The organism is Caballeronia sp. dw_19, from assembly GCF_018449515.1.
Lineage (GTDB): Bacteria > Pseudomonadota > Gammaproteobacteria > Burkholderiales > Burkholderiaceae > Caballeronia.
Map to the genome: position 1 here is coordinate 377,371 of NZ_JAAVUQ010000004.1, position 20,126 is coordinate 397,496.

22 protein-coding genes and 1 pseudogene are annotated in these 20,126 nt (G+C 62.5%); 20 read left to right on the forward strand and 3 right to left on the reverse strand.

Annotated elements, in window-relative coordinates; all coding sequences use genetic code 11:
- Positions 1–80 precede the first annotated feature (80 nt).
- On the forward strand, positions 81–365 hold the full coding sequence (locus HB376_RS08455) for an ATP-binding protein (protein ID WP_346730463.1): 285 nt from the start codon (positions 81–83) through the stop codon (positions 363–365).
- Between the two features lie 16 nt (positions 366–381).
- Here HB376_RS08455 and HB376_RS08460 read toward each other — a convergent pair whose 3' ends face one another.
- Together HB376_RS08460 and HB376_RS08465 are read right to left on the reverse strand one after the other, a co-directional pair.
- Positions 382–618, reverse strand: a complete 237-nt coding sequence (locus tag HB376_RS08460) for a hypothetical protein (RefSeq protein ID WP_213762992.1) — start codon at positions 616–618, stop codon at positions 382–384.
- A gap of 110 nt (positions 619–728) precedes the next feature.
- Complete coding sequence (locus HB376_RS08465) at positions 729–1,766, reverse strand: zinc-dependent alcohol dehydrogenase family protein (protein WP_213762994.1); 1,038 nt, start codon at positions 1,764–1,766, stop codon at positions 729–731.
- Positions 1,767–2,099: 333 nt separating this feature from the next.
- Between HB376_RS08465 and HB376_RS08470 the strand changes: the two genes are divergently transcribed.
- On the forward strand, positions 2,100–2,930 hold the full coding sequence (locus HB376_RS08470) for a universal stress protein (RefSeq protein ID WP_213762996.1): 831 nt from the start codon (positions 2,100–2,102) through the stop codon (positions 2,928–2,930).
- A 40-nt stretch (positions 2,931–2,970) separates the two neighbouring features.
- Positions 2,971–3,480 (forward strand): universal stress protein, encoded by a 510-nt coding sequence (locus HB376_RS08475; protein WP_213762997.1) that lies wholly within the window; start codon positions 2,971–2,973, stop codon positions 3,478–3,480.
- A 79-nt stretch (positions 3,481–3,559) separates the two neighbouring features.
- On the opposite strand, the gene HB376_RS08480 is transcribed toward HB376_RS08475, so the two are convergent.
- On the reverse strand, positions 3,560–4,057 hold the full coding sequence (locus HB376_RS08480; protein ID WP_213762998.1) for a universal stress protein: 498 nt from the start codon (positions 4,055–4,057) through the stop codon (positions 3,560–3,562).
- Positions 4,058–4,318: 261 nt separating this feature from the next.
- On the opposite strand from HB376_RS08480, the pseudogene HB376_RS08485 reads away from it, so the two are divergent.
- The 17 genes and pseudogenes from HB376_RS08485 to HB376_RS08565 all read left to right on the forward strand — a co-directional run.
- Positions 4,319–5,536 (forward strand): annotated as a pseudogene (locus tag HB376_RS08485) (PAS domain-containing sensor histidine kinase); the annotation flags it as partial.
- Positions 5,533–6,180 carry a response regulator transcription factor gene (locus HB376_RS08490; RefSeq protein ID WP_213763001.1) on the forward strand — a complete coding sequence of 216 codons (648 nt, stop codon included), beginning with the start codon at positions 5,533–5,535 and terminating at the stop codon, positions 6,178–6,180. The pseudogene HB376_RS08485 and the gene HB376_RS08490, both read left to right, overlap by 4 nt.
- A 182-nt stretch (positions 6,181–6,362) precedes the next feature.
- On the forward strand, positions 6,363–6,761 hold the full coding sequence (locus HB376_RS08495) for a response regulator (RefSeq protein ID WP_213763002.1): 399 nt from the start codon (positions 6,363–6,365) through the stop codon (positions 6,759–6,761).
- Between the two features lie 84 nt (positions 6,762–6,845).
- Positions 6,846–7,631: a fumarate/nitrate reduction transcriptional regulator Fnr gene (gene fnr / locus HB376_RS08500; RefSeq protein WP_213763004.1), complete on the forward strand. Its 786-nt coding sequence runs from the start codon at positions 6,846–6,848 to the stop codon at positions 7,629–7,631.
- A 314-nt stretch (positions 7,632–7,945) separates the two neighbouring features.
- Positions 7,946–9,919 (forward strand): acetate--CoA ligase, encoded by a 1,974-nt coding sequence (gene acs / locus HB376_RS08505; protein ID WP_213763005.1) that lies wholly within the window; start codon positions 7,946–7,948, stop codon positions 9,917–9,919.
- Positions 9,920–10,178: 259 nt separating this feature from the next.
- Positions 10,179–11,762 (forward strand): F0F1 ATP synthase subunit beta, encoded by a 1,584-nt coding sequence (gene atpD, locus HB376_RS08510; RefSeq protein WP_255631230.1) that lies wholly within the window; start codon positions 10,179–10,181, stop codon positions 11,760–11,762.
- Positions 11,759–12,202 (forward strand): F0F1 ATP synthase subunit epsilon, encoded by a 444-nt coding sequence (locus tag HB376_RS08515; protein WP_213763007.1) that lies wholly within the window; start codon positions 11,759–11,761, stop codon positions 12,200–12,202. The genes atpD and HB376_RS08515 overlap by 4 nt, the downstream gene beginning before the upstream one ends.
- Complete coding sequence (locus tag HB376_RS08520; RefSeq protein WP_346730460.1) at positions 12,199–12,522, forward strand: AtpZ/AtpI family protein; 324 nt, start codon at positions 12,199–12,201, stop codon at positions 12,520–12,522. The genes HB376_RS08515 and HB376_RS08520 overlap by 4 nt, the downstream gene beginning before the upstream one ends.
- Complete coding sequence (locus tag HB376_RS08525; protein ID WP_213763009.1) at positions 12,519–12,797, forward strand: ATP synthase subunit I; 279 nt, start codon at positions 12,519–12,521, stop codon at positions 12,795–12,797. Before HB376_RS08520 ends, HB376_RS08525 begins: the two co-directional genes overlap by 4 nt.
- On the forward strand, positions 12,794–13,492 hold the full coding sequence (locus tag HB376_RS08530; protein ID WP_213763010.1) for a F0F1 ATP synthase subunit A: 699 nt from the start codon (positions 12,794–12,796) through the stop codon (positions 13,490–13,492). The genes HB376_RS08525 and HB376_RS08530 overlap by 4 nt, the downstream gene beginning before the upstream one ends.
- Positions 13,489–13,737: a F0F1 ATP synthase subunit C gene (locus HB376_RS08535; protein WP_031359402.1), complete on the forward strand. Its 249-nt coding sequence runs from the start codon at positions 13,489–13,491 to the stop codon at positions 13,735–13,737. Before HB376_RS08530 ends, HB376_RS08535 begins: the two co-directional genes overlap by 4 nt.
- A 13-nt stretch (positions 13,738–13,750) precedes the next feature.
- Positions 13,751–14,485 carry a F0F1 ATP synthase subunit delta gene (locus HB376_RS08540; protein ID WP_213763012.1) on the forward strand — a complete coding sequence of 245 codons (735 nt, stop codon included), beginning with the start codon at positions 13,751–13,753 and terminating at the stop codon, positions 14,483–14,485.
- Positions 14,482–16,077 (forward strand): F0F1 ATP synthase subunit alpha, encoded by a 1,596-nt coding sequence (locus HB376_RS08545; protein ID WP_213763013.1) that lies wholly within the window; start codon positions 14,482–14,484, stop codon positions 16,075–16,077. The genes HB376_RS08540 and HB376_RS08545 overlap by 4 nt, the downstream gene beginning before the upstream one ends.
- Entirely contained in the window at positions 16,074–17,021 is a 948-nt protein-coding gene (locus HB376_RS08550) for a F0F1 ATP synthase subunit gamma (RefSeq protein WP_213763015.1), read from the forward strand. The genes HB376_RS08545 and HB376_RS08550 overlap by 4 nt, the downstream gene beginning before the upstream one ends.
- 15 nt (positions 17,022–17,036) lie before the next feature.
- Complete coding sequence (locus HB376_RS08555) at positions 17,037–18,344, forward strand: divalent metal cation transporter (RefSeq protein ID WP_213763017.1); 1,308 nt, start codon at positions 17,037–17,039, stop codon at positions 18,342–18,344.
- A 240-nt stretch (positions 18,345–18,584) separates the two neighbouring features.
- Positions 18,585–19,517 (forward strand): DnaJ C-terminal domain-containing protein, encoded by a 933-nt coding sequence (locus HB376_RS08560; RefSeq protein WP_213763018.1) that lies wholly within the window; start codon positions 18,585–18,587, stop codon positions 19,515–19,517.
- Between the two features lie 11 nt (positions 19,518–19,528).
- Positions 19,529–19,852, forward strand: coding sequence for a chaperone modulator CbpM (locus tag HB376_RS08565; RefSeq protein ID WP_213763020.1), 324 nt, complete (start codon positions 19,529–19,531; stop codon positions 19,850–19,852).
- Positions 19,853–20,126: the final 274 nt, after the last annotated feature.

Genomic DNA, 20,126 nt, shown 5'->3' on the forward strand with positions numbered 1-20,126 from the left:
CTACCTAACCGGCGTATCCCACCGTATCACAATCGATCGCAGGCAAACACCCCCTCCGCCAGCCCCGCGGTTCGTGCGTGGTGCAGGAGGCATTGACCAATGTCACGCGTCACGCTGAAGCTACCCGGGTGTGCGTTCAGATGCGTGTCGTGCAAGATGAATTCCGGCTGCGCATCGAGGATAATGGCAAAGGAACAACGCTCGATAACAATCGGGGAAAGAAGAATTTCGGACTGCTCGGCATACAGGAACGGGGCCGCCAGCTACATGGACGAATAACATTCGACAGCGCGCCGAACGACGGATTTCGAATCGGCATCTGTTTGCCCGTCGACGCTGTCAAGGCGAACCATGACTGCCACTAAGTCATTGCGCGCCGCCCTACAGATGAATCGTTTTCGCGCGCTTCAGGTCGATCCACACTACACCCTCGCGCAAGCCGTCGAGTACCGTCTCCCACTCGCGGGCAAAGATTTTCGAGTGCCGGAACTGATGCGTGAAATCACCCGCCGTGCCGCCATGGGCTACGTGCACTTCGCAGCAAAAACCGCCGTCGACCGGGATGCTATTGGTGGAAACGCTCCAGCCGTCCCCCGTCACTTGACCCGTCAGCGCCATATCATGTCTCCCTTACTCTCCACCCCCGACACCCCCCGACAACCGGACCATCGTCCCGTGCCGGCGCCGTCCAGCATCCTGGCCGGCAAGGCGGAACGCCTCCCGCTTTTTTACGCTTCGATAATCACCTTAAGCGCACGCGTATCGGCGGCCTGGGCGAAGGTCTCGTAGGCGTTGAGAACGTCGTTCAGCGCAAAGTGGTGGGTGATCAGCTTGCCCGCTTCCAGACGCCCGGAACGGACGGTCTTGAGCAGCATGGGCGTGCTGACGGTATCGACCAGTCGCGTCGTAATCGTGATGTTGCGGTCCCACAGCGATTCCATATGCAGATCGACTTTCACGCCGTGTACGCCCACATTGGCGATAGTGCCACCCGGCGCAATGATGGACTGGCATAGCTCGAAGCTGGCCGGCACACCAACCGCTTCGATCGCGCAATCCACGCCAATGCCACCGGTCAGCTTCTTGATTTCAGCCACCGGGTCGCCACTTGCATTGTTCACGCACGCGGTCGCGCCGAAGGTTCGGGCCACTTCCAGCCGGTTCGCATCGCGGTCGATCATGATGATCTGCGCCGGGGCGTAGAACTGCGCCGTGAGCAACGCGGCAAGGCCAATGGGACCCGAACCGACAATGGCAACCGTGCTGCCCGGCTGCACTTTTCCGTTCAGCACGCCGCATTCGAAACCGGTCGGAAGGATGTCCGAGAGCATGACCAGCGCGTCTTCATCGGCACCGGCGGGAATCGGATACAAGCTCGTTTCCGCATGCGGGATACGCACGTATTCGGCTTGCGTGCCGTCGATCTTGTTGCCGAGAATCCAGCCACCTGTCGTGCAATGGGAGTACATGCCACGGCGGCAATAATCACATTTTCCGCACGACGTGATGCAGGAAATAAGAACATGGTCGCCGGGTTTGAATGTCGAAACCGCGGCGCCTACCTGTTCGATGACACCCACGCCCTCGTGTCCCAGGATGCGGCCCGGTTCGCAGGTTGGAACATCGCCCTTCAGGATATGCAGGTCCGTACCGCAAATGGTCGTGCGCGTGACCTTGACGATTGCGTCCGTCGCCGAAAGGAGCTTCGGCATCGGCCGGTCGTCGAGGGATTTACTGCCGGGTCCGTGATACACGAGTGCCTTCATCGTCAATCTCCTTTTGTCTGGACATGCTTGGAAACGGGGCTTCCACGACAAAACTTTAGGCTTGGCGAACGCGGGCGCGGTTGACCTGTATCAACAGGTAAGAACATGCGTGCGGAAGCTCCTGCCGTGACTATCGCAGCATCGCATTGGCCGCGCTCAGGCCGCGCCGGGACGCGGCTCCTTGATCTGTATCAACGGGAAAAAAACGCGAACTCATAGACTTTTTGTAAGCGTCGGAGATCTGAACTGATTCCACGACCGAGTCTGGCGCAACGCCGCCGCTCACTGCGTCACTGTCACTGACGCCAACGACCCACCAACGGAGCATCTGCGATGAGCTATAAAAGCATCGTCGTTCAACTCGACATGAGCGCGCGCGCCCATCCACGCCTCGAATACGCTTTGCGTCTAGCCAGGCAATTCGACGCGCACCTGACCGGCGTGTTCTCGGCGTTTACTCCAGACCCGCGTTCTTTCTATGTCATGGCCGGCGTGGCGGACTATTACGAAGAGCACCGTAAAACCCGCCAGGAACGCCATGGCGCGCTCGAACGGATCTTTCACGCGGAATTGTTGCGCGCGGGTGTGACGGGGCAGTGGGTCGATCACCCTGATTCCGCGGACGAAGCGATTCCTCGCTATGCCCGTTACGCGGATCTGGTCGTGGCGGGGCAGGATGATCCGGACGATCCGGAATCATTTATCGCCGATCATTTCCCTGAAACGCTCGTCATGACCGCGGGCCGCCCTGTGCTGTTCATCCCCTACACCGGGGTGTTTCCGGCGCTTGGCGCGAACATCATGGTTGCGTGGAACGGCAGCCGCGAGTCGGCCCGCGCTGTCCACGACGCGATGCCGCTGCTGCAGGGCGCCGAAAGGGTCACCGTCGTCAGGCTCAACGAGTCGCAAGGCGACAACCGCATTCCAGGTGCCGACATCGCGCTCCTGCTGGCCCGGCACGGCGTCAAGGCCGAAGTCGCGGCAATCGACGGCGTCAACGACGTACCGATGGGCGACATGCTGATTTCGCGCGCGTCGGACCTGGGTGCCGACCTCATCGTCATGGGCGCGTATGGCCACTCGCGCTGGCAGGAACTCGTGATGGGCGGCGCGACGCGCACCATGCTGGAGTCCATGCCCGTACCCGTATTGATGTCGCATTGATGTTGCTTTAGAACCAGGTTTAGAACCAAGGAGATTCTTCATGTACAACCGCATTCTCGTTCCTATCGATGGCAGCGAAACATCAGAACACGCCCTCGACGCCGCCCTGGAACTCGCTCACGAACACGACGCGGAACTCAAGCCGGTTTATGTGGTGGACGTGCCGCAATTGATGTATTCGGGGCCAGCCTGCGACCCGTCGCTCGTACGCGAAGCGTTTGTCAAAGAGGGGGCGCTAGTGCTGGCCGACGCGGCCGCCAAGATGCTGCGCGCGGGTGTCAAAGGCTCGACGCTCGTTGTTGAAGTCGATCCTTTGGGTGACGATATTGCCCAAAGGATCACGGCCGCCGCGAAAGATTTCAGCGCCGATCTCGTGGTCATGGGCACGCACGGGCGGCGCGGCTGGCGCAGGCTCGTGCTGGGCAGCGTGGCCGAGCGTTTCTTGCGGATTTCGACCCGGCCAGTGCTGCTGGTACCGCTGAATTCCGCGGAAAAAAAGGAACCGCGCAAAGCGAGCAGCACGCCGGACGTTGCCGACGCGTCTTTATAAGCGTCTTTATCAGTAAGGGCGGGACCGTCCCGATCCGGCCCGACGCATGAGCGCCACATGAGCGCCGCCGGTCGGGCCGTTAGGGAATGCGCCAGAGCGCGAGTGCCGCACCGTGTTCATCGTCGCGCTGATCGTCACGAACGGTGAGGACCGGAACATGACTCGAACGCAAAACTGTTTCCGCGACGCTGCCGATCAAATGCCGGCGCGTGCCACGCGGTCCATGCGTCCCCATCACGATGAGATCCGCTTCGAACGCCTGGGCCGCTTGCATGAGGGCGCCCGGGATGCTTGCGCCGTGTGCATCAATGATCTGAGTAATGCAGCGTACCCCGCTGCGATCGCACAAGTCGCGCACATGATCGAGCTGCCAGTGCGCGCCGCTATCGGCCGCCTCGCCCGCCGCTTCTCCGGCCTCTTCTCCGATAACCCCACCCACGAGATCACAAAAGTCGTGCGAGACAACGCACGCCACCATCAACTCCGCATCGACGACCTGCGCCAGCTTGAGCGCCTCTTCAAGTGCAAGGCGCGCGCTGACGCTGCCGTCGAGCGCTACCAGAATTCGTTTGTACATGACCCGCTCCCCGGATGTCCTTCATGCTTCAGTGTCCGCGTGCAGGCCCGCCGGCCGCTTGATCCACATCAATTCGCGCGGCCGGGGGTATGCCGCACAAATCACGTCCGGCGCGGCACGGTATGATCCGCACAACCGCCCGACCCTGGCGGCACGCATTTCCCCTTCCCCGGAGACCCCATGTCCGCGCCACGGCGTAACACGGCATCGCAGACGGCATTGCAGCGCGGCGCCGGCCGACCGACCCGCGTAACCGGCATGGTTGGCATGGCCGGCGCCCTCCTGTTCACCGCGAGCGCCGCCTTCATGGCGTTCAGGCGCCACGGCGCGAAGGCCGCGAAAGCCGCAAACGCCGCGACACCGGCTTCAACACGCCTTGACGAAGCGCGACTGCGCGGCATCATCCGCTCGTCGATGGAGGCGATCATTACCATCGACGAAAACCAGCGAATCGTCATGTTCAACCCAATGGCGGAACGTCTGTTCGACTGCCCGGCCGCCGACGCGCTCGGTACCTCCCTTGCCCGCTTCGTTCCCGAGCGCTTTCGCGCCGGTCACGAAGCGCACGTGCGCCAGTTCGGCGTCACCGGCGTGTCCGACCGGCAAATGGGCGGGCGGCGCATCCTGTACGGCCTGCGCGCGACCGGGGGTGAGTTCCCGCTCGAAGCATCGATCTCCCAATTCGGCGATGAAACCGGCAAGCTTTACACGGTGATGCTGCGCGACATCAGCGCGCAAGTCGACGCTGAACGCTCGCTGCAGCGCTCGCACGAGGAACTGCGGGAGCTCTCCGCGAATTTGCTGAGTATCCGCGAGGAAGAAAAGTCCCGTATTGCAAGGGAGTTGCATGACGACCTGGGCCAGCAATTGACCGCGCTGAAAATGGATATCTCCTCGCTCGAACTTAGCCCCGGAACGGACGCCGAGGCGCGCGCGCAATTGCGCGGCATGCAGCGCCTGATCGACGCAACCGTCGCCTCGATGCGCCGGATAGCCGCCGACCTGCGCCCGGTGATGCTCGATGACCTGGGCCTGGTCCCGGCCATCGACTGGCTGGCGATCGACTTTACGAACCGCTACGGCATTGACGTCGAGCGGCGGATCGACGCGAGGCACACCATTTTCAGCCGCGACGGCGCAACCGCCGTGTTCCGGATCGTGCAGGAGGCGCTGACCAATGTGGCGCGTCATGCGCAAGCTACCCATGTCAATCTGGCGTTGTATCTGGAAGGTGAGCGCTGCATCCTGCGCATTGCCGACGACGGCATAGGCGCACATGAGCGTGCCGACGCCGGGCGCAAGTCGTTTGGTCTTATCGGCATCCGCGAGCGGGCGCACGGGCTGGACGGGTCGGTCTCGATCGAGTCCGGCATCGGACAAGGGTTTGCTGTGACCGTGACATTCCCGCTGGCGACCTTGCAACAGGACGAGCCTTTCTCCAGCAATCCAGAAAACACCGAGGAAGAACCGCTGCAATGACCCGAGTATTGATCGCCGATGACCACGCCCTCGTGCGCGACGGACTACGCCATATCCTGCTCAGCGCGAACGGCCTGGAGGTCGCTGGTGAAGCCAGCGACGGCGCTTCCACCATGGCGATGATCCGTGCCACCCCGGCGGACGTGCTGGTCCTCGACCTGTCGATGCCCGGCAGGAACGGCGTCGAACTGCTCAAACAGATCAAGGACGAGAAACCGTCGCTGCGCATCCTGGTCCTGACGATGCATGCTGAACAGCAATACGCGGTGCGTGCGTTCAAGGCGGGGGCATCGGGGTATCTGACCAAGGAAAGCGCGAGCGCTGAACTGGTCACGGCCGTGAGCAAAGTCGCGGCAGGCGGCGTGTACGTCAGCCTCGCGATGGCCGAGCGGCTCGCACAAAGCCTGAACGATCCGGCCGACGACCTGCCGCACCGGCGGCTTTCCGACCGCGAATTCGAAGTATTCCGGCGGATCGCGGCGGGTGAAACGATCACGCAAATCGCCCAGGCGCTGTCGGTGAGCGCCAAGACGGTCAGCACGTACAAAACGCGCATCCTCGAAAAAATGCAGATGCCGCACGACACAGCGCTGGTCCGCTATGCCATGCGCCACAAGCTCTTCGACGACGACTGCGACGCCTGAAAGATCGCCTAAAAACGCGCCTGAAAGCCCGAATACCCCCGCCCAATACGCTTGGCGCCAAGCGTGTAGTCCGATCCCTACAGCCCTTCCAAAACCCCTACATCATGTCTGGCCGCTCGCCGATTTTATTTTGAGATAGCCTCGAACATACTTCGAGGCATGAACTCAAACGGTTGCGCTCCATGCTGAAGATCTTCCTCGTCGATGACTCGGGCCTTGTGCGCCGCCGCCTCTCTGCCCTGATTGGCGCGCTGGACAGTGTGGTGATCGTGGGCGAGTCCGAAGAAGCGGACTCGGCGCTGGGGTGTATCCGCATGACCCGCGCCGATCTCGTGATCGTTGACCCGCATCTGGCGGGTGGCAGCGGCATGGAGATCGTTGAATCACTGGCGCGCGCCACGTCGCCTGTCCTGACCATGGTGTTGACCAATCATTCTGGACCGGCATTTCGTGCTGCTTGCCAGCGCGCCGGCGCAAGCTATTTCTTCGACAAGACCGGCGAGTACGAACTGGCCCGCGACACCATCGTGCGACTGGCCAATAAGCACCGCCGCGAGCGCATACGCTGCGAGCCGGCATGACCGTCTCTCACTCGTTGCGCGCCCGATCCGCACAGCTCCTCAGTCCATCCATTCAGTGATCGTCCGACTCTTCTGGAGACAGGCATGACCTCAGCTATCGCTTGCGCGCCCGCCGCTTCAACCTCGACGCCTTTTGCTTATCTGGCACGCTCCTCCACCACGAGTTCGCCGCCACCGGGCGCTCGTGCGGACACGAACTGCTCCGCTTGTTCGTTGCACTCCATCTGCATGCCGCCTCTCCTGAGCGCGACGGAGCTGGCGCGGCTCGACGCGATTGTCTGCTCCACGCGGCTTGTACGACGCGGCGAGACGCTATACCGCGCCGGCGACAAGTTCAAAAGCATCTATGCCGTGCGTGTCGGTTGCTTCAAGACGGTCATCACGCATCGCGACGGCCACGAGCAGGTCACCGGGTTTCATATTGCGGGCGAACCGCTCGGACTCGACGGCGTATGCTCCGATGAACAAAATTGCGATGCGATCGCGCTCGAGGACAGCAAGGTGTGTGTCATCCCGTTCGACTTGCTGGAGGACCTTTGCCACGACGTTAAAGCCATGCAGCAGCATGTGCATCGCATGATGAGCGGCGAGATCGTGCGTGAATCCGGGCTCATGATGATGCTCGGCACCATGACCGCCCAGCAGCGCGTTGCTGCGTTCCTGCTCAACCTGTCGTCGAGAATGAAAACGCGGGGTTACTCTTCCGCGGAATTCAATCTGCGGATGACGCGTGAAGAGATCGGCAGCTATCTCGGGCTGAAACTCGAGACCGTGAGCCGGATGTTCTCCAAGCTGCAGCACGCAGGGGTGATCGATACAAACGGCAAGCAGGTACACATTCTCGACAGCGAGAAGCTTGCAGGGGTTTGATCGAAGCAAACGGACATGCCCATGGGGTTTCATATCGACCCTGCCGCTTTCGGCGATGCTGGTCGTGCTGGCAGCCGTGCCGCTGATGGACGATCTGATCACGCGGCGTAGGTGAAGCCATGGCGCTGACCTGTCCGCTTGACTTGTATCAATGAGATATCCACTGGACATCTCATAGTCGGATAACGTCGGATAGCGGTCTCGCTTTTTCGGCAAGCGCACGGGGTGGCCATCCTGCTGCGTCATGGGGTCATCAAGAGCCCTTCATCAAGACCCCTTGTCAACCGACGATCCATGATTAAAGCGAGGAGACCATGTCTACCATCGAATCAACCTCTCTCGTCCCTGCCCAGGAGATTGCTCCGGCAGGCCGCAGCGCGATTGAAAGCATGGACGCTTATCGCGCACTCGTGGCTGAGGCAGGCCAGGATCACGAAGCGTTCTGGGCGCGCCTTGCGCGTGAGCATTTGACCTGGCGCCGTCCGTTCACGCAGATTCTCGACGACCGGAATGCGCCGTTCTACAAGTGGTTCGAAGACGGCGAACTGAATGCGTCGTACAACTGCCTCGACCGCAATCTGGCCGCCGGCAATGCGAACAAGACCGCGATCATCTTCGAGTCCGACGACGGCCAGGTTTCGAACATCACGTATCAGGCGTTGTATCACCGGGTATGCCGGCTCGCGAATGCACTGCGGGCACGCGGCGTGAAGAAAGGCGATCGCATCGTCATCTATCTGCCGATGTCAGTCGAAGGGGTTGTCGCGATGCAGGCCTGCGCGCGCATCGGCGCACCGCATTGCGTCGTGTTCGGCGGCTTTTCCGCGAAGTCGCTGCATGAGCGCATAACGAATGTTGGCGCGGTAGCAATCATCACCGCCGACGAGCAGGTTCGCGGCGGCAAGACACTGCCGCTGAAGAGCATTGTGGACGAGGCGCTTGCGATGGACGGCACCGACGCCGTGAAGACCGTCGCCATCTATCGGCGCACGGGTGGACGGATTCCCTGGATCGGCGGCCGCGATGCATGGCTGCATGAACTGGAGCACGCACAGCCGGATACCTGCGAGCCCGAATGGGTGAGCGCCGAGCATCCACTGTTCGTGTTGTATACGTCCGGGTCCACCGGCGCGCCGAAGGGTGTGCAGCACAGCACCGGAGGCTATCTGCTGTGGGCTGCGGTCACCATGAAGTGGACCTTCGATATCAAGCCTGACGATGTCTTCTGGTGTACCGCCGACATCGGCTGGATCACGGGGCATACGTACATTTGTTATGGGCCGACCGCCGTTGGCGCGACCCAGATCATTTTCGAAGGCGTGCCAACCTATCCGAACGCGGGCCGTTTCTGGGACATGATCGAGCGCCACAAGGCGACGATTTTCTACACCGCGCCAACCGCCATCCGGTCCCTCATCAAGAGCGCTGAAGCGGATCGCGCGGTGCATCCGGAAAGTTTCGACCTGAGCACGTTGCGCATCCTCGGCACGGTCGGTGAACCCATCAACCCCAGCGCGTGGACATGGTATTCGGAGCAGGTCGGCGGCGGGCGGTGCCCCGTGCTCGATACGTTCTGGCAGACCGAAACAGGTGGTCACATGATCACGCCGTTGCCGGGCGTTACCCCACTCGTGCCTGGTTCCTGCACGCTGCCGCTGCCCGGCATAGATGCCGCGATCGTCGATGAAACCGGCAACGAGGTCCCGAACGGGCAAGGCGGAGTGCTGGTCATCCGCAAGCCCTGGCCGTCGATGATCCGCACCGTCTGGGGCAACCCGGAGCGCTTTCGCAAAGGCTATTACCCCGACGAACTGGGAGGCAATCTGTATCTCGCCGGAGATGGTGCGATTCGCGACCCCGACACCGGCTATTTCACGATCACCGGCCGCATTGACGATGTGCTCAATGTATCGGGTCACCGCATGGGCACGATGGAAATAGAGTCGGCCCTGGCGTCTTGCCCGCTGGTCGCCGAAGCGGCGGTCGTTGGCCGCCCCGATGAAACCTTCGGGGAAGCCATCGTTGCATTCGTCGTGTTGAAAGGCCCACGGCCCGCCGGTGCCGACGTGAAACGTATCGCCAACGAATTGCGCGCATGGGTCGGCAAGGAGATCGGCCCGATTGCAAAACCGAAGGAAATCCGCTTCGGCGATGCGATGCCGAAAACGCGCTCCGGAAAGGTCGTGCGCCGGATGTTGCGCTCGGTCGCGAGGGGCGAAGTGGTTTCGCAAGACACGTCGACCATTGAAAATCCGCAGGTGATCGCGCAGTTCGCCGACCCTGCGTAAGGTGTCGTGAGCGCCATGACCGGCATGGGCGGCACGGTGCCCATGCCGGTCGCATGCCCCTCCATGCGCTTGATTCAAATCAACCGTCCGGGCGTGCCTGTGGATACAGTTGACTCTCGCCGGCGCTATTCATCCTATGTTGGCAGCAGTCCAGATGCGCTTCGTGTTCGGACCGCCACGCGCACTTCACATTGACGGCAAACAACGGGACGCACGCGCTTTTCAGTTGCGTGACGGCAGCCCGCCTGAAGGAAGCAAATTGAATACTCGCTACCCAGTCGCCACCCTTGACAACCCTCCACCAACGGGCGGCTTGGAGAAGGCAGGCCCGGTCGAGCCGCTGCCAAGCCTCGTCGGCCAGACGAGTGTCGAGCCCGCGCTTGCTGGCCCGGTTGATGGACCGCAGGGCCGCGTTGTCGCCGTACGGGGTGCGATCGTGGATGTCGCTTTCGATAACGCTCCGTTGCCGCTGATCGAAGAGTCGCTTTCCATCTTCACCGATCGCGGACCACCGATCATCGCGGAAGTGCAGGCTCATCTGGATGAACGCACGGTGCGCGCGCTGGCGTTGCAGTCAACCAACGGGCTGAATCGCGGGACAACCGTGCGTGCATCTGGCGGGCCGATCCTCGTGCCGGTGGGGGAAGCCATGCTCGGACGTCTGATCGATGTCACCGGCACGCCGGGAGACCGCGGCGCATCTTTCGCCGACGACGTCCCGCGCCGCCCGATTCATCGCGCCCCGCCGCCGTTTGCGTCGCAGAGCGCGGCCACCGAGATCTTCTGGACCGGGATCAAGGTCATCGACTTGTTGACCCCGCTTGCACAGGGCGGCAAGGCCGCGACCTTCGGCGGCGCCGGGGTGGGTAAAACCGTGCTCGTGATGGAGCTTATCCATGCAATGGTCGAACGCTATAAAGGCATCTCGGTGTTCGCCGGGGTCGGCGAGCGTTCAAGGGAAGGCCACGAGATGCTGCTCGACATGCGCAATTCCGGCGTGCTGCCGCGTACCGTGCTGGTCTATGGCCAGATGAACGAGCCGCCCGGCGCGCGCTGGCGGGTGCCGTTGACCGCGCTCACCGTCGCCGAATACTTTCGCGATGAACGTCACCAGAATGTGCTGCTGCTGATGGACAACGTTTTCCGGTTTGTCCAGGCCGGCGCGGAAGTTTCAGGCCTGCTCGGACGGCTGCCGTCGCGGGTTGGTTATCAGCCGACGCTCGCAAGCGAAGTCGCCGCGCTGCAGGAGCGGATTGTGTCCGTTGGCGGCGTGTCGGTTACCGCGATCGAAGCCGTCTACGTCCCCGCCGACGACTTCACCGACCCGGCTGTGACCACCATCGCCGCGCACGTGGACAGCATGATCGTCCTGTCCCGTTCGATGGCCGCCGAGGGCATGTATCCGGCCATCGATCCGATCGCTTCGTCGTCCATCCTGCTCGACCCCGCTTTCGTCGGCGACGAGCATGCTGCGGTCGCCATCGAAGTGCGCAAGACCATCGAACATTATCGGGAACTGCAGGACGTGATCTCGTTGCTCGGTGTCGAGGAACTCGGCGTGGACGATCGTCGCATCGTTGGACGGGCTCGCCGCCTGCAGCGCTTCCTGAGCCAGCCATTCACCGTCACGGAGGCGTTTACAGGCGTGCCCGGCCGCTCCGTCGCGGTTGCCGATACCATCGCCGGCTGCAAGGCGATCCTCGCCGGCGAGTGCGACACCTGGCAGGAAAGCTCGCTCTACATGATCGGCACACTCGATGAAGCCCGCACTCGCGAAGCGGCGTCGTCAACGCCGCCTGAGAACGCGAACATCAAGACCGCAGCGGGGCATGTCGAACCATGAGCGCGCTCCTGCATTTGACTATCGCCACGCCAGCGCGCGTGCTGTTCGACAGCACCGAAGTCGTCGCGCTGCGCGCCGAGGACGCTACCGGCAGTTTCGGCATTCTGCCCGGCCACGCAGCGTTCCTGACCGTGCTCGCGCCGTCCGTGCTTCGATGGCACGAGGCTGACGGCATCGAACAGTTTTGCGCCGTGAAGGAAGGCGTGCTGCGCGTGTCAGGCGGACACGAGATATCGATTGCGTGCCGCGAAGGCGTGATGGGAACGAGCGGCACATCACTCGAGGTACTTGAGGCGCAAGTCGATGCCGCGCGCGCGGCGCAGCTCGATACAGTGCGGCGTGCCCGCGTAGACGAAACACGTCTTCATGCGCAAGCCGTGCGGCAGTTATTGCGGTATCTGCGTCCGAGCGCGGGACCGGCGGACGGAGCAGGACCGTGACTCAGCCCTCGCCTGACGATATCGATTCCAAGCGTGACGCCGACCGCATGGCGCATGCCGCACGGCAAGCCGTGCGGCGCGAACGTGAGGCGCGGGAAGAGCCGGAACCATCGCTTGGAACCCGCCTCGGTCAGATCGGCATTCTCGGCTGGACCATCGTCGTGCCGACGCTGCTTGGGCTGGTGATCGGCCACTGGCTCGACCGGTACTTCAACACCGGCGTGTTTTTCTCGGCGCCGTTATTAATGGCAGGTGCCGCCGTCGGACTGTGGTCTGCGTGGAAGTGGATGCATCGGCAAACCCGGGGAGATCGGCAATGACACATCACTTACCACTCGCAGCCCAGATCGTGATTGGTGTGAGTGTCGGCCTCGCGGCCGGCGCGCTCCACTTCGCCACCTTGCGCTGGAACGTCCGGTTGCTGATCGCCGGCACGCCGGCCAAGGCAATCGGCCTGCAACTCTTGCGCCTCGCCGGGGTGGCGGTTTTATTCGGTGTCCTGGCGAAACTGGGCGCGTGGCCGTTGCTATGCGGCGCGGCCGGGTTGCTGCTGGCGCGCGGCTTTGTTCTGCGACGCGTCCAGGTGACGCCATGATCGCCTCGCCGCTCGTCACTGCCACCCTGTTCCATATCGGACCGATCGACGTATCATCGCCGGTCGTGGCGACGTGGGTCATCATGGCCCTGCTCGCTGGCGGCGCCGCGTGGTACACGCGCCGCTTGTCGCTCACGCCATCGAAAGTACAGACGGTGCTCGAACTGCTGGTCAGCACAATAGACGACCAGATTCGCGACACCATGCAAGCCGAGCCCGAGCGTTATCGCTCGCTGGTCGGCACGCTCTTTCTGTTCATTCTGGTCAGCAACTGGTCTTCACTCCTGCCCGGTGTCGAGCCCCCTACCGCTCACGTGGAAACCGATGCCGCGCTGGCCCTGATCGTATTCTTCGCAACCATTTTCTACGGCATCCGCACACGCGGCCTGGGCCGTTACCTCGCCACCTTTGCCGAACCCACGTGGATCATGATCCCGCTCAACGTGGTCGAGCAGATCACGCGGACCTTCTCGCTGGTCGTGCGTCTGTTCGGCAATGTGATGAGCGGTGTCTTCGTCGTCGGCATCGTACTGTCGCTCGCCGGACTGCTGGTCCCCATCCCGTTGATGGCGCTCGACCTTCTGACCGGCGCGGTGCAGGCGTACATCTTCACGGTTCTCGCGATGGTCTTCATTGGCGCCGCGCTAGCCGAAAACTCCACAAAAACTTCCAGCAAAGAGGCAGGCCAGCAATGAACAATCTAATCCAGGTGGTGAGCATTCTCGCGGCAGCGCTTGCCGTCTCGTTCGGCGCAATAGGACCGGCGCTCGGCGAAGGCCGCGCGGTTGCCGCCGCGATGGACGCGCTCGCCCGGCAGCCGGAATCGGCCGGCACGATTTCGCGCACGCTGTTCGTCGGCCTGGCGATGATCGAAACCATGGCGATCTACTGCCTCGTGATCGCCCTGCTCGTGTTGTTCGCCAATCCGTTCGTGAAGTGAGCACGCGCTGATCATGCACATCGACTGGTGGACTCTACTGCTACAGACCGTCAACGCGCTGGTGCTCGTCTGGTTGCTGGCGCGCTTTCTGTTTCGCCCAGTGGCGAAGATAGTGGCGGAGCGCCAGCATGCAGCCGCGGCGCTGATGGCCGATGCCACCGCAGCCAAAGCCGCAGCGCTCGGTGAGCAGCAAAAGGCCGCTGCTGACAGCGCTGAACTTGCCGCGCAGCGCGCGCATCTGCTCGAAGCGGCGACGGCCGAAGCCGCGCAGCTCAAGACGTCGCTCGAGAACGCCGCACGCACCGACGCGGAACAGATGCGCACGGCTGCACAGACCGCAATCGATGCCAGCCGCCGCGAAGCGGCCGCAGCCGACTCGGATCGCGCGTCGCAATTCGCACTCGATGTCACGGCGCGGCTACTCGATCGCCTGCCCGCCGAGGCACGGATCGCGGGGTTCATCGATGGACTCGCGCGTGAGCTTGCCGCGCTGCCCGAGGCTACCCGGGCACAACTGACCGGCGACGATGAACCAGTCCACCTGATCGTGCCTCGCGCCCTCACCGGCGATGAACTGGCGACATGTCAGACTGCGCTTACGCAGGCGCTCGGTCATCCGTTGCAGGTTCAGGTCACAGTCGATCCCGCCGTGATTGCAGGACTTGAACTGGAAGCGCCGCACGCACTCGTGCGCAACAGTTTTCGCCACGATCTCGCCGGCCTGAAAATGGAACTCCTCAGCTCATGACACTCATTAAAACCGACCTCGCTATAGGAGACAACGCAGGAGACAACGACTGGCTCGCCAGCAGTCGCGCCGCCCTCGCACGCGCTCAGTTTGCCCCGCAGGCGGAAACCGTCGGCCGCGTTGAACACGTGTCCGACGGCATTGCCTCGGTCTCCGGCCTGCCCGATGTGCGCTTGAACGAACTGCTGCGCTTCGAGGGTGGCCGCTTCGGCTTTGCGCTCACACTGGACGCCGATGCTATCGGCGCGGTCCTGCTCGACGACGGCGATGCGATTTCCGCCGGTTCCCGCGTCACTGGAACGGGCCAAGTGGTGGAAGTGCCGGTCGGTCCCGGACTGCTCGGACGTGTGGTCGATCCGCTCGGCAGGCCACTCGACAACGACGAACCCGTGCCCGCCGAGAAGCACTTGCCGATCGAGCGGCCGGCGCCTTCCATCATCGACCGGGATCTGGTCGCGCAACCGGTCGCCACCGGCATCCTGCTGATCGACGCGTTGTTTGCAATCGGCCGTGGCCAGCGCGAGCTGATCATCGGGGACCGGGCGACCGGCAAGACCTCGATTGCCATCGACACGATCGTGAACCAGAAGCACACCGACATGATCTGCGTGTACGTGGCGATCGGTCAGCGTGCTACCGCCGTGCAGAGGGTAATCGATGCCGTGCGCCGCCACGGCGCGCCCGAGCGATGCGTATTCGTGGTCGCGTCGGCGGCAGCTTCCCCGGGCTTGCAATGGATCGCGCCGTTCAGCGGTTTCTCCATCGCAGAATATTTTCGTGATCGCGGGCAACATGCGCTCATCGTGATCGACGACCTGAGCAAGCATGCCGCCACACATCGCGAACTCGCCCTGCTCACGCGCGAACCGCCCGGCCGCGAAGCGTATCCCGGCGATATCTTCTATCTGCACGCCCGGTTGCTGGAGCGCGCGGCGAAACTGTCCAAGGAACTGGGCGGCGGATCGCTCACCGCGTTGCCGGTCGCGGAGACCGATGCCGGCAATTTGTCCGCTTACATTCCCACCAACCTGATCTCGATTACCGATGGGCAGATCATGCTCGACGCCGCGCTTTTCGCTGCTAATCAGCGCCCCGCCGTGGATGTCGGCCTGAGCGTGAGCCGGGTCGGCGGCAAGGCTCAATTGCCCGCGTTGAGGAAAGTTTCAGGGCGTCTGCGGCTAGATTATTCGCAATTCCTTGAGCTTGAAATGTTCACGCGTTTTGGCGGCGCGATGGAGCCGAGAGTGAAGGCGCAAGTGGATCGGGGCCAGCGCATTCGCGCGTTGATCACGCAGCCGCGTTTTGCGCCGCTGCGCCCCGTCGATGAAATCGCGCTGCTGGCCGCGCTCGCCGATGGCGTGTTTGACGCGTTGCCAGTCAGTTGCATTGCGGCGGTTCGCACCCGTCTTGCAGGACATCTGGATGCGCACGGCGGCCCTGCGGCGAGCGCCGCGCTTGTTGCCACAGGGACGCTCGATGAGGCCACGTTGAGCGGACTGGTCGCAGCCGTGCGCGACCTTGCAGTACAAGTAAGCGCAACGCCTCCGGCCGAGGGCAAGCCGGAAACCAAGCCCGAGGCCGCACCGACATGAGCAATAAACTCAGCGAAGTTCAGGCGCGCATGAATGGCGTACACGGGCTTGAATCCGTGGTCGGCGCAATGCGTGGGATCGCTGCTGCGCGCTCGCGTGAAGCGCGCAGCCGTCTGGACGGCATTCGGGCGTGCGCGCGGATAGTCAGCGCGGCGATTGGCGACGCGCTGCTGCTGATCGACGATCATGCATCGCACGAAACCGCGGCCCCGGATCGGGATGCAAAGCACGATGCGTCCGTGGTGATAGTCCTGTGCGCGGAACAGGGGTTTGTCGGCACGTTCAACGAGCACGTGATCGACGCGGCGCTTGCATCGAGTACTGCGTACGCTCGGACGGAATACCTGCTGCTTGGCGACCGCGGGATCGTGGCGGCGACGGAACGCGGGCTGAACGTCGGCTGGTCTGCGCCCATGATCACGCATGCCGACGAAGTACCTGCACTCGCCGATCGCCTCACCGGTGTTTTGTTCCAGCGCCTGGTCGCCGGGCGGACGACTCGCGTGAGCGTGATCCACGCAACACCGAACCCGACGGCCAGTGTCCAGACCGTGGAGCAGACCCTGTTGCCGTTCGACTACGAGCGCTTTTCGGGTACGTCACCGGCAACCCCGCGCCGTAATCCGCCGCTCATTAATCTTGCGCCGCAGCGCCTGTTATCGCAGCTCGCGGAGGAATACATCTTCGCGCAGCTTTGCGAGGCCATCATGCTGTCGTTCGCCGCAGAAAACGAAGCGCGCATGCGGGCGATGATCGCTGCACGCACGAACGTGCATGACAAGCTCGAAGCATTGACCGGCGACTTTCGCCGGCTGAGGCAAGAGGAAATCACGTCGGAGATCGTGGAGCTTTCCGCAGGAAGCATCGCCGCCGACAGACCTTCAAAAAAGACGCGCCCTGAACCGACCCGGCACTGCGGGAACGGCTCCGTCCCCTCCTTCTGACACCACCGAGCCATCATGGACGAGCCTTCCCAGGAATACGATGCAGAGGACCGCGATCCGGTAATCGGCCCGACCAAACCCCATTTGCTCGGCGTGCTGGGGCCGGGCCTGATCACAGGCGCCTCCGACGACGACCCTAGCGGCATCGCCACCTACAGTCAGGTAGGCGCGGCCTTCGGCTATGGATTGTCGTGGACGCTGTTGTTCAGCTACCCGCTGATGGTTTCCATCCAGATGATCAGTGCGCGCATCGGGCGCACGACGGGACACGGCATTGCAGGCGTGCTTCGTATGCACTACTCCACGTGGCTGCTGCAGTGGATCGTGGCGCTTCTGCTGATTGCGAACATAGTCAATCTGGGCGCGGACCTGGGGGCGATGGCGGATGCCCTTGCGCTCTTGTTGCCCGGTCCCAAGTGGCTCTATGTGCTGCTGTTCTCGGTGATTTGCGTCTCGATGCAGCTCTTGCTGCAATACACCCGCTACGTAGCGGTGCTGAAGTGGTTCACGCTGTCGCTATTTGCGTATTTCGCCGTGCTGGCGGTGGCCCACGTCAATTGGGGCCAACTCGCCAGCAACCTCTTCTTGCCGCGTCCGGTGTGGACATCGGCGTATCTCACTGCCGTCGTAGCGGTGTTCGGCACCACGATCAGCCCCTACCTGTTCTTCTGGCAATCCGATGAGGAAGTCGAGGACATGCGCGTGCATCCGCGGCGGCTCGATCTATTCGATTCACCCGAGCAAGGTCCCAAGGCGCTCCGCCGTATCGAGGTCGACACGCTTGCCGGCATGGGATTGTCCAACCTGGTCGCGCTTGCCATCCTGGCGACCACGGCGGCGACCCTCCATGCGGGCGGTATCGTCGATATTGAAACTTCAGCGCAAGCGGCCCAGGCTTTGAGGCCGATAGCCGGCCCGTTCGCCGCGCTGTTTTTCACGGTCGGGCTGATCGGAACCGGCTTGCTGGCCGTACCTGTTCTTGCCGGATCGGCGGCGTATGCGATTGGCGAAGCGCGGGACTGGCCAGTGGGCTTCACCCGCAAAATGCAGGAAGCGAAGGCCTTTTACGCGACCATCGCGGTGGCTACGCTGATCGGCATGGTCATTAATTTCACATCGATCAACCCGATCAAGGCGCTCTACTGGAGCGCGGTGCTCAACGGCGTAGTCGCCGTGCCGGTGATGTTCGTGATGATGAAAATAGTGGGCCGTGCGGACATCATGGGAAAGTTTGCGGCCAAGGGCTGGCTGCGTGCACTGGGATGGATAGCGACCGCGGTCATGCTGGTGATCTCGGTGGGCATGGTGGTCACGTCGATCTGACGTGGCGCTGTTGTGCCGCCGCGGGTGCGCGGATTGCTAAGGCTCGCGTGCTGCCGGCGCGTGGTTGGGCCGTGGTTGAACACTCGTCAGCTACTTCCCGTCCTGCGCCGCATTGACCTACACTCTGCTAACGACGTGATTGATCGAGGTAGCTGGGTGACGCGGCCCGGCAGACCCGGCACGCCGTCGCGACGCCTCAGTTCAGACAAAAACCCGTTCTACTTTTCTTTCAGGTCTCAAATGAAATTCAAGGACTATTACGAAGCCTTGGGAGTCGAGCGCACCGCGACACTGGCGGACATCAAGAAGGCGTACCGCAAGCTTGCGCACAAATATCATCCCGACGTCTCGGCCGATCCGGACAGCGAAGCGAAATTCAAGGACGTCGCCGAAGCGTATGCCACGCTGAAGAACCCGGAAAAGCGCGAAGCCTACGACAACCTCGGCAAACATCCGGCCGGCGAATCGTTCACGCCGCCACCCGATTGGCAGCAGCATTTCCATACGGGTGAAGCCGGTCTCGACGACGTCGACCTCGCCGATCTTTTCTCAGCCTTTGGCCGTAGCGGCGGCGGGGGAAGTCATCGCAGACAAAGCTTTCCGGTCCCCGGGCAGGACTACGAGATCGCCGCGCCGGTAACGCTTGAGCAGATCCATCGCGGAGACGAGATCGAGTTGAGCGCCGAGCTTCCCGAGTACGACGCCAATGGCCTTGCGCATCGTGTGCCGCGGACCTTTCGAATCACCATTCCCAAATCGGCGGCAGACGGTCAGCGCCTGCGGCTGGCCGGCAAGGGCGGCCCGGGTTTTAACGGCGGACGGGCCGGCGACCTGTATGTGTCGCTTGTGTTGCAGCCGCATCATCTCTATCGGCCCGATGGCCGTGACTTATATATCGATCTGCCGCTCGCGCCCTGGGAAGCCGTGTTGGGGGCGAGCGTACACGTGCCCACCCTGGCGGGCACCGTGGAGCTCAACGTGAAACCGGGCACGACCGCCGGGCAGAAGTTGCGGCTTGCCAAACGCGGACTGGCGTCGGCCGATGGCAGCGTCGGGGCGCTGTATGCCGTGGTCAGGATAGAAGTGCCGAAGACGGTAAGCGCTCGAGAACACGAGTTGCTGGAAGAACTGGCGGCGGCATCGAACTTCAACCCGCGCAAACATTTCGCGTAAGGAGCAAAGCCATGAGCACACCATTGAGCGAGTCGGTCTGGCTTAACGACGTGGACGTTTGCCAGGTTGAATATCTGGCGGAGGTCTCGGGGTTATCGATTGAAGAAATTGAAGATCTCATTGATACCGATGTTATCAAGCCGGTGGACACTGGCACATCGACACGCATGTTCCAGTTGCGTTACGTCGTGACCGTGAAGACGGCAAGGCGGCTACGCGACGATTTCGAACTCGACCGGAGAGGGCTGGCGCTGGCATTGTCGTTGTTGCAGCGTATTGATGAACTGCAAGCCGAAATATATGCAACGAAAGCGCGGCTTGGGCATCCTCGATAAATGTGTTGGGGTTTTCGTTCGCACTCGGGGTGGGGGTTGTGCTGGGGTGTTAGGTTCCCGGGTTAGCGGTTGGGGTTGATACCTGGGGGGGGCGGTTCTGGGGTTAGTGGTCGGGGTTGATGCCGGGTTGCCTGGTTCCGGGGTAGCGGTTCTGGGTCTATGCCGGGTTGGTGCTTTCCATGTTAGTGGTCTGCGAGAGTCGGATTTTTTCTTTATCACTATTAGCCACTGTGCGTGGCGGCACGTCATTTCTTTGTCCAAAGCGACAAAGAAA